This is a genomic window from Burkholderia sp. 3C (assembly GCF_054589155.1).
The window spans coordinates 85,307-88,458 of sequence record NZ_BAAILN010000076.1 but is presented as its reverse complement, the minus strand read 5'-3'; the positions used below and the strand labels follow the sequence as shown (position 1 = coordinate 88,458).

General features: G+C 70.1%; 3 protein-coding genes. 2 read left to right on the top strand and 1 reads right to left on the bottom strand.

The annotated features are described in order from the left end of the window. Window positions 1-1,041: threonine/serine dehydratase (locus tag ACYP33_RS14055; RefSeq protein WP_459622403.1), on the top strand; the 1,041-nt coding region annotated here is incomplete at its 5' end. Window positions 1,042-1,319: 278 nt separating this feature from the next. Here the strand turns inward: ACYP33_RS14055 and ACYP33_RS14050 are convergent. Then, complete coding sequence (locus ACYP33_RS14050) at window positions 1,320-2,216, bottom strand: LysR family transcriptional regulator (protein WP_459622401.1); 897 nt, start codon at window positions 2,214-2,216, stop codon at window positions 1,320-1,322. Window positions 2,217-2,326: 110 nt separating this feature from the next. On the opposite strand from ACYP33_RS14050, the gene ACYP33_RS14045 reads away from it, so the two are divergent. Next, window positions 2,327-3,152 (top strand): SDR family oxidoreductase (locus ACYP33_RS14045; protein WP_459622399.1); only part of this gene is annotated, 826 nt, incomplete at its 3' end.

Genomic DNA, 3,152 nt, shown 5'->3' with positions numbered 1-3,152 from the left:
CCCCCGCCCCCCGCCGCCATGTCGACTCTCGCTCCTCCGCCCGCCCCCGCCGCCCAGCCCGCCATCAACGGCAAGCCGGTTCCCACGCTCGACGACATCGCCGCCGAACACTTCGCACTGACGCCGTGGGTGTCGCGCACGCCGGTGTTCGAGCGCGCCGACCTGCCCGATCTCGAAGCCACCCACGTCAACCTGAAGTTCGAGCTGCTGCAGGCCAGCGGCAGCTTCAAGGTGCGCAGCGCGTTCGCCAACCTGCTCGCGCTCGGCGAGCGGCAGCGGCGGCTCGGCGTGACCTGCGTGTCGTCGGGCAATCACGCGGCCGCCGTGGCCTACGCGGCGATGCGGCTGGGCATCGGCGCCAAGGTGGTGATGCTCGACAGCGCCTGCGGCGCGCATCGCGCGCTGTGCCGCCAGTACGGCGCCGAAATCGTCATGGCCGCCGATCGCGCCGAGGCGTTCGAGCGCGTGCGGCGCATCGAGACCGAGGAAGGCCGCCATTTCGTGCACGCGTTCAACGGCTATCGCACCATCCTCGGCACGGCCACGCTCGGCTACGAATGGGCCACGCAGGCGCCCGACCTCGACGCCGTGATCGTGCCCGTGGGCGGCGGCGGCCTCGCGGCCGGCGTGTCGACCGCGCTGCGGCTCGCCAATCCGCAGGTTCGCGTGTATGGCGTGGAACCGGCCGGCGCCGATGTGATGCACCGCAGCTTCGCGGCCAACCGGCCCGTGGAGGTCAGCGAGGTCCACACCATCGCCGATGCGCTCGCGCTCACGCACACCGAGGAATACGACTACGAGCTGTGCCGCCGTCATCTCGAGCGGCTCGTGACGGTGGACGACGACGCATTGCGCACCGCCATGCACTATCTGTTCACGCAATTGAAGACGGTGGCCGAGCCGGCCTGCGCGGCGCCGATCGCGGCCTTGCTCGGGCCGTTGCGCGAAACCTTGCAGGGCAAGCGCGTGGGCGTGTTGCTGGCCGGCTCCAACATCGACGCGGCGCGCTTCGCGGCGCACCTGGCCGCACGCCGCGCGTGACCGGCCGCGCCGGCCCCGACATATCCCCAGATTGTGTTGAGTAGCCTGTGGACAAGCACCTGACAAGCGAGGCAAGTGCTTGATTGGGCGGACATTCGTGGCGCTGACCCGAATCGGTCGCCCGACGGGCGCGCACGCCGCGCTGCCCGTTTTCGCACCCGCGCTGCCCAAAGCGCGGCCGTCGACAAAAAACCGAACGCGCTCAACGGTTTGCGCCGTCTGCCCGACAGTTATCAACAAGGATCTCAACACAAACTGTGGACAACCCGGCGCGGGCCTCAGGCCGGGTCGAGCGACTTGATCAGGTCGACCAGCGCGCGCAGCCCCGGCGGCATATGCCGGTTGGCCGGGAAGTACAGAAACAGGCCCGGGACCGGCGGGCACCAGTCCTCCAGCACCGTGCGCAGCCGCCCCGACGCCAGCCCCGGCTCGGCATACATTTCCGGCACATAGGCGATACCGAGCCCGTCGGCGGCGGCTTCCACCATCAGCGGATTGTGATCGAGCGTCAGCGTGCCGGGCACGTCGATCGCCAGCTCCTGATCGTGCCGTCGGAATTCCCAGCGATAGCGCTTGCCGCTCGGCAGCCGCTGCCGGATGCAGCGATGCGCGAGCAGATCGTCGGGCGTGCGCAGCGCCGGCGCGCCATCCAGATACGCGGGCGCGGCCACTGCCACGAAGCGCAGGTCCGGCGCGAGTCGCACCGCCACCATGTCCTTCGGCACCGCTTCGCCCAGCCGGATGCCGGCGTCGAAGCCTTGCTCGACGATGTCGACCAACTGCCCCTGCGCCACCAGATCGAGTTCGACCTGCGGATAGCGGTGCTGGAACACCGGCACGACGCGCGTCAGCAGCACGCGAATCGCACCCTCGCTGCCGTTGATGCGCACCGTGCCGCCCGGCCGCCCGCTCGCGGCGGCGGCATCGTCGAGCACGGCCGACAGCTCGCCGAGCACCGGCGCAAGCCGCGCGAGCAGGCGCTCGCCCTCCTGCGTGGGCGACACGCTGCGCGTGGTGCGGTTCAGCAAGCGCACGCCGAGTTGACGCTCCAGCGCGCGCATCGCGTGACTGAGCGCGGAGTGCGAGACGCCCAGCGTATCGGCCGCGCGCCGGAAGCTGCGATGCGTGGCGACCGCGATGAAGGCGTGCAGATCGGTGATCGATGGCGATTTCATTGGTCGATATTACTCACCGACACATGCAAGATCCAGGGGATTCTCGAACCAATCAGCGCTCTCTAGGATGGGCGTGTCTCATCCCCCATCCCCTATCGAAGGAGAACGTCATGCAGAAAACCTGGCTCATCACCGGCACTTCGGCCGGGCTCGGCAGGTTGCTGACCGAGAAGGCGCTGCAACGCGGCGATCGCGTCGCGGCCACGGTGCGCCGCGACGGTGCGCTCGACGCCTTGCAGGCGCAGTACGACGAGCGCCTGCTGACGCTGCGCGCCGACGTGACCGACACGCCCGCGCTGCGCGCCGCCGTCGATCGCGCGTTCGCGGCGTTCGGGCGGATCGACGTGGTGGTCAGCAACGCCGCCTACGGCCTGTTCGGCGCGGCCGAGGAAGCGAGCGACGCGCAGATCGACCGCCAGATCGCCACCAACCTGACCGGCTCGATCCAGCTCGTGCGCGCGGTGCTGCCGCATCTGCGGCAACAGGGCGGCGGCCGGATCGTGCAGGTCTCGTCCGAAGGCGGCCAGGTCGCCTACCCCGGCTTCAGCCTCTATCACGCGACCAAGTGGGGCATCGAGGGCTTTCTCGAATCGGTCGCGCAGGAGGTCGAGCCGTTCGGCATCGACGTGCTGATCGTCGAGCCCGGGCCGACGCGCACGCAGTTCGGCGCGAGCCTCGATCGCACCGAGCCGATGCCGTGCTACGACGCCACGCCGGCCGGCGAAATCCGCCGCGCGATCGCGAGCGGCGCGTTCAACGAATACGGCGACGCCGAACGCACCGTCGACGCGATGCTGCCCGTCATCGATGCGCCCGAGCCGCCGCTGCGGCTCGCGCTCGGCAGCTCGACCTACCGCTCGGTGTCGGCCGCGCTGCGGCAGCGGCTGGACCTGCTCGAATCGCAGCGCGAAGTGGCGTTGTCGGTCATGCCGCCGG

What these genes read in the sequence shown, in the direction of transcription:
- ACYP33_RS14050 (WP_459622401.1), bottom strand. Translation starts at nt 2,216, where the DNA reads ATGAAATCGCCATCGATCACCGATCTGCACGCCTTCATCGCGGTCGCC.